This window comes from Streptomyces sp. NRRL WC-3549, from assembly GCF_000721935.1.
Classification (GTDB): domain Bacteria; phylum Actinomycetota; class Actinomycetes; order Streptomycetales; family Streptomycetaceae; genus Streptomyces.
Genome location: NZ_KL585424.1, coordinates 5,400 through 6,539, shown reverse-complemented (window position 1 = coordinate 6,539; position 1,140 = coordinate 5,400). Strand labels below are relative to the sequence as shown.

The 1,140-nt window shown below is 65.4% G+C and carries 1 pseudogene; it reads right to left on the bottom strand.

Annotation, left to right across the window (positions count from 1 at the left end):
• Window positions 1-1,117 (bottom strand): annotated as a pseudogene (locus IH13_RS0127450) (hypothetical protein); the annotation flags it as partial.
• Between the last annotated feature and the right edge of the window lie 23 nt (window positions 1,118-1,140).

Below are 1,140 nucleotides of genomic sequence, written 5' to 3'. Positions count from 1 at the left end.
CCTCCTCCAGAACGGCAACCCAGTCGCCGAAGCCGGGGCCGCTGCGCCCGCTGAGGAGCTTCGCCTTGATCGCCGTCGTGGAGCCCAGGGGGATACCGGCTTCCCAGGCGAGGGCCAGCGCGACCAACGCGCTGTAGCAGAGCAGGATTTCTGCCGCCTCCAGGACTGCACTGTAAGCCGCTTGCTGATCGCCGGCGCTGATGCGGGCTTCGCTCTGACGCCAGCGGTAGGCAACGGGATAAGGGAAGCGCGTGCGCACGGTGTGTCCGAGGTCGTCGAGGAGCGTCGCGGCTTCTACGCGCAGGCGCAGTCCACGGCCCTCGGCGACGATTCTGTCCCGGGCCTGCATCGCTGTCTTGCTGGTGAATGCGGACTCGAGAAGTGTCTCCGCGTCGTTGCGCCAGGTCTCCAGCCGGTGACGGGCGGCGTCGAGATCGTCAAGTGCCGCTGTCAGGACGTCGTCCGGCTGGGGCACGGGAAGCTCCAGCATTCGCTTCATCGTGATGTGCGCGGAGGACCTGCCGACCAGTCTGTCCGCAAGCGGCGTACGCAGGAACTGGGCGACCAGGCGAATCTGCTGTGGCGTGGTGGTGGCTCGAGGTCTAAGAGCGATCGTCGTGTGAGCGGGCGCGGCGGGGAGATCCCGCTCGGAAACCTCGGCGACGATCAGGCCGGGCGGGTCATTCCGACCATGAATCTCACGGACGATGAGGTCGCCTGATTGCAGGAGACACCTGGACGGGGCCTTCACCCAGTGGCTTTCGTCCGTAGACAGTGCGATGGAACCGCCACGCAAGACGTCCCGGCCTACCAGGAGCCGGACGGCACCAGGTTGTTCCTCTGTACTGATGCGTTGTGAGTCTGCCACCATGTTGATGCGCGGGACGGCTTCGTAAAGCTCGCCCAGCGTGGTGATACTGCCAAAGCCTGCCAGGTCGGCTCGCTGCGACACAACGTCCGGATGGTGACGGTCGTAGTCGAGGCTCTCCTCGGCGGGCGGCAGTTCACGGACTACGTATCCGTACCGGGTACTTCCGCCACCGCGCTGCAACAGGACCTCGAAGTCCTTCTCAACAGATGCGCCCTCTTCGGTGTACGGCATCCGGAAGATCTTCATCGGCGGCCGGGACTCCTGCCTAG